We start from the raw sequence: 6,042 nt of genomic DNA on the forward strand, positions 1-6,042 counted from the left end.
ATGTAAAACAGTATCAAACTATTGCCCTCCTGGGAGATACGGGAATTTCTACCGGACCTCACGTTCACTTTGAAATTTGCAAAAATGGCCAGACGGTTGATCCTTCTCGCTATGTGGGTCGATAAATGGGAGACAGTAATCAGTATCATCTTCTGTAGTAAGAGATCACCGGTGAGAAGACCGGCACGTCGCACATCGAATTGCTTTTATCATCTTGGGACACCACGGGAGGGGTGTGCTTAGAATTTAGGCCAATTTTAGCGGCCCAACCGCTTTGATGGTCCGATCCCCTAAAAATTTTCCTCTTTTCCTCAACTTTTCGCTTAACTTCGCTTGACTTACTCATTTTTATATACTATAATCCAAGATCATAAGCCTCAAAGCACTAAGAAACATCTGGGGGGCACTTCTATGACACCTCTTCCGAATTACCCTAAAATCAAAATTCCTATCAGCTAATCCAAGATCACAAGCCTCAAAGCACTAAGAAACATCTGGGGGGCACTTCTATGACACTTCTTCCGGATTACCCTGAAATCAAAATTCCTATCAGCCTATCAGCAATTCCTATCAGCAATTCCTATCAGCTTGTGCCTGAGGGACGGAAGGCTTACATGATGATGCGGCAAAAAGACAAGGAGAAAGGAGAGAAGAAATGCGGAGAGTATCTCTATTTTCCCTAACATGTTTTATGGTAATGTGGTTTCTCCCACATGTATGGGCTGTTGGTTTTGCTCCGGAAGGACAACCTTATCTATTTTCTGATGATTTTAATGACGGTAATGATAAGGAATGGACAAGGTTAAGGGGCAGTTGGTCGGTAGTTGATGGTATATATTACCAGAGTATGACCTCAATAAATGATGCCTGGAGTGTAGCTGGTGATGCTTCCTGGACTGATTATGCTGTCCAGATGAAGGTAAAGCTTGGGCCTTCTGCTCAGCGCAATGGGACGGGGTTTATATTTAGAGCCCTGGATAATAATAATAATATATTGCTGGAGGTCGGTGTCGGTAGTAATGAGATTCGGTTTTGGAAACAGGCCTCTGGTAGATGGTCAAAAATAGGTAGTGCCACTCTACCATCGGGGGTGCAAGCTGGCGTATGGTATATAATGAAGGTTGAGGTTGAAGGGCCGCACATTCGAGGTTATCTTGATGGGGAAAACTATTTAGATGTGACTGATGATAGTTTAGCCAATGGAGAAATAGGTTGTAATGCGGGTGGTGAGGCCTGGTTTGATAATGTGGTGGTGACTTCACTGGGCGGGCCATCGACCGTTACTGTAACTGTAGGGACTGATCTGACAGGTCGTTCCTTCACTGTTGATGGGGATACATACAGTACCACTCAGGTATTTGACTGGGAATCCGGTTCGAGCCACACAATAGGGACAACGAGTCCCCAATCTGGTGGAGCCGGTATCCAGTATGTGTTTGATAGTTGGTCTGATGGAGGAGCAATGAACCATAATGTGGCACCTACTACTAATATGACCTATACCGTAAGTTTCAACACGCAGTATCGGCTTACGACAGCAGTAAATGCGGAAGGGGCGGGATCAGTGAGTCCTAAGAGTGATTCCTGGCATACGGGGGGAGCCACTATTACTGTTGAGGCTATAGCTAATGAAGGCTATAGTTTCTCCTATTGGAGTGGGGATCTCACAGGCTCAACGAATCCGGCCCAACTGCTCATGAATGGTGCCAAATCAGTTACTGCTAACTTTACTGTTGTTGGTGATACCACACCGCCGTTTATATCTGGTGTTCAGGTGAGTAATACAACAGCCAGGGGCGCTACTATCAAGTGGGAGACAGATGAGTCTGCTACCAGTCAACTGGAATACGGGCGGGATACTAATTATGGCACCTTGACCGACTTAGCTTCAGCTCTGGTTACTTTTCACTCGGTAGTTCTATCTGGTTTGACACCTGAATCTACCTACCACTATAGGGTCAGGAGTAAAGATGCTGCCAATAATGAAGCCATTTCAGATGATTATACTTTTACTACCTTACCGGAAGGACAACCTTATCTATTTTCTGATGATTTTAATGACGGTAATGATAAGGAATGGACAAGGTTAAGGGGCAATTGGTCGGTAGTTGATGGTATATATTACCAGAGTATGACCTCAATAAATGATGCCTGGAGTGTAGCTGGTGATGCTTCCTGGACTGATTATACTGTCCAGATGAAGGTAAAGCTTGGGCCTTCTGCTCAGCGCAATGGGACGGGGCTTATATTTAGAGCCCGGGATAATAATAAGATATTGCTGGAGGTCGGTGTCGGTAGTAATGAGATTCGGTTTTGGAAACAGGCCTCTGGTAGATGGTCAAAAATAGGTAGTGCCACTCTACCATCAGGGGTGCAAGCTGGCGTATGGTATATAATGAAGGTTGAGGTTGAAGGGCCGCACATTCGAGGTTATTTCGAGGGGAAAAACTATTTAGAAGTGACTGATAATAGTTTAGCCCAGGGGAAAATAGGTTGTAATGCGGGAGGTGAGGCCTGGTTTGATGATGTGGTGGTGACTCCACTGGGTGGGGCTAACCAATCTCCCGTTGCCAACGCCAGTGGACCATACTCGGCAAATGAAGGTTCTCCTGTTACCCTGGATGCCAGTGCCTCAACTGATGATGGGAGTATCGACCTTTATGAATGGGACACAAATAACGATGCCACCTATGATGTCAGCACCTCAGATAGTATTACCTCCTACATCTGGACAGATGACTACAAGGGCCTTATTGTCCTCAAGGTAACAGATGATGGTGGTCTATCTGACACAGCCACTGCCCCGGTAACCATCAACAATGTTGCCCCGACCGCCAATGCCGGTGGGCCTTACTTAGGTATGGCAGGATCTCCAGTAAGCCTATCCGGCTCAGCCACTGATCCAGGAGATGACACCTTCAGCTATGCCTGGGACCTGAATGAAGATGGTAATTTTGATGACTCCACTGAGCAAAACCCTTCTTATACCTGGAATGAGGAAGGCACTTACGTAGTTAGTCTTCGAGTGAACGATGATGATGGAGGTATAGATATAGCTACGAGCAGAGTGGTTATCTCGCCTCTGGCCCCTCCGGCCGGGATTACCCCGCAGCCAGGTTGGCCGGTAGTTTGCAGCTACGGGAATAAGAATTATACGGCGGTGGATTACTCCCCTCCCCTTATTGTGAAAATGAATGAGAGAGATGAACTTCAGAAGGTTGTGGTCGGTGTTAGCTTTAATTGGGAAGGAACATGTTACGGGATAGAAAGTAATTTTTATCGTCCATATATTTTTCTCTTAGAGGAAGACGGAGGGTATGAAAAAGATTGGTTTGGGGTTAGAAAGGAGATCTCTTATTTAGCAGCAGGGGATATAGATAATGATGGAACGTCGGAAATAGTGGGGAATACGGCTTATAGGTGTAACTATCAGCATAGCTCCTGTGATCACTGTGTTAGATATGATCAGGCTCTAACGGTTAACGACCCGGATACTGCCTTTCTGTTACCGCATCTTTCCGATTGTAACAGCAGTGTTGGTTACTATTTTGATACTCATTCACCTGTTCTGGCCAATATGGATAGTGATAAGGCCATGGAAATGGCGACGGCTACATATACCTGGTCTAGTTCCAGTGGTGATACTTGCAATAATTACCAGATATTTCTCTATGCCGTCAACAAACGGGAAACAGCGCCTGCGGACGAGTGTGAGACTACGGCATCCTATATGCTGCCTGGCAAGTGGCCAGTAAGTATCATTTCCTCTGCTATTAATAGAGGAGATCATAAGCCACCTGTCCTCTCGACAGCAGATATAAACAAGGATGGCCTTGCTGAGATCGTAATCGGGACGGCCACAGGCAAGCTGGCTGTCTATAAGACCAATGGGGATAAGGTCCAAGGATGGCCGGTTGAGGTTAGCGGAAAGATTATGTCCTGGCCGGCCGTAGGTGATGTAAACAGAGATAACTGGCTGGAAATTATCGCTGTAACTGACAGAGGAAATCTCTACGCTTTCAGGCATAATGGAGATCCTCTCTTTGAATTTCCTGGTGCGGTTGGAGAAAACCCGACCTCACCGGCCCTGGGGGATATAGATAGCCAGAACCAGACAACCGAGATAGTCATCACCGCAGGTAATCGCCTTTACGTCTTTGACCATCAAGGCGTTCCCCTTCCTTCTCCCTGGCCCATAGATGTCTCGGATACTGATATTACTTCACCTATCATCGCGGATGTGGATAACGATGGAAGGGGTGAAGTGATTGTGGGCTGTAAGGATGGTAAGATCTATGCCTTTAATGGCGACGGAACCAGCCCGGATGGTTGGCCTATTGAGGTGGGAACTCCCATTTACCTTCCCCCGGCTATTGGAAATATAGATGAAGATGACCATTTAGAGTTGATCGTCTGTTCAAAGAATCAAGAAGTAACTGACACTGAGGTAAAACACCGGATTTACGGCTATGATTTAGGTGGAAGCAGGTATAAGCTGGATGCCCTTCACTGGCCCATGTCCAGACACGATTCCCAAGGAACCAGTCTCTTTGGCGCCCCTACTATCACCCTGACCGGCCCGCCAAAAGTAGGTGGAGATCATGCAGATCAGTCCTATACCATCCGCTGGCAGGATAGCGACCCGGATAATAATGCCACCATCAGCCTCTATTACGATACTGATCAGGAAGGTCTTGATGGAACTTTGATAGCCAGCGGCCTGAGCGAGGATGAGGAGACCGATGCCTATACCGCGAATACCTCTGCGCTAACCCCAGGCCTCTATTATCTCTACGCCAAAATAGAGGATGGGGTAAATCCACCGGTCTATGATTACAGCCTTGGCCACCTCCTTGTTGTTCACGGTAACCACTCTATCACCCTTACCTTACCTCAGAAGGATGTTACGGTAAGCTCCTCTTATACCATCACCTGGCAGGATGAGGAGCCGGATGCCGATACTGCTATCAGCCTCTACTATGACACTGATCCGGAGGGCTATGACGGCGACCTGATTGTCAGTGGCCTGAGCGAGGATGATGAGACCGATGCCTATATCTGGGATGTCTCTTCAGTAGATACCCCTGGTGTCTATTACGTCTATGCCAAACTGGATAACGGCGCAGATTACCCTTACTATGCCTATGCTGAAGGCAGTATTCAGGTAATTGAAGATACCCCGGCCCAATTTGACGAAGAACTAGTCATCACGCTTACCTCTCCGGCCGGCGGGAATAGATTTAACGGGTCATCCATTTATGTCTCCGGCCTGGTGAGCAATATAGAAGCAACAGTAACAGTAAGATCAACCAACAACGGCTCCCTGATAGCAGAATTACCGGCTGAAGTGGATAAAGACGGCCGCTTTAGTGTCTTCGGGGCCTTTCTCTCCAAAGGAAGAAACATCATCACGGCTGAGGCAGTAGATGCCGATGACAATCATGTGGTCGGCAGCGTCTGGGTTATCTATGATCCTGGCCTCTTAGGCTACTACCTCTATAACTACAACGATGAGGGAGACCTGATCAGTGTTTGCAACCCTATGGGGCATGTCAACAGCCGCGAATATAAATATCATCAGTTGATCCGGGTAGTTGATGCCAGAGGTAATGAAGAGCGGATCGAATACGACCGTGCCGGCCGGGTCGTTTATCAAGAGACAAAGTCCTGCGGGTGTGTCGGAGGAAGTGGCTCTGACAGCCGCCGCTTTACCTATCAGCCCAATCAGACCATTTATGTTGACGGCCGGGGGAATAAAACCACCTATGCCTTTAATACCATCGATCAAACAACAGGCGAAAGAAAGACCACCATCACCGATGCCCTCGGTAATATAACCACCAATCACTTTAACCAGGGCCGGCTTGTTTCTACTACCGATGCCAGGAGACATACTACCACTTATGGCTATGATGCAGACGGCAACCGCACCTCGATTACCGATGCCCTGAATAATGTTACCAACTTTACCTATGAGTCTACCTACAACCAAATCGCTACCATCACTGATCCCCTTAGGCACACCACTACCTTTGACTATAA

2 protein-coding genes are annotated in these 6,042 nt (G+C 47.2%); both read left to right on the forward strand.

All coding sequences use genetic code 11. From position 1 onward, the window contains the following. Positions 1-125: M23 family metallopeptidase (locus AB1797_12520; GenBank protein MEW5768419.1), on the forward strand; the 125-nt coding region annotated here is incomplete at its 5' end. Positions 126-655: 530 nt separating this feature from the next. Next, positions 656-6,042: PKD domain-containing protein (locus AB1797_12525; GenBank protein ID MEW5768420.1), on the forward strand; the 5,387-nt coding region annotated here is incomplete at its 3' end.

Source organism: bacterium (assembly GCA_040753085.1).
Taxonomy (GTDB): domain Bacteria; phylum UBA9089; class JASEGY01; order JASEGY01; family JASEGY01; genus JASEGY01.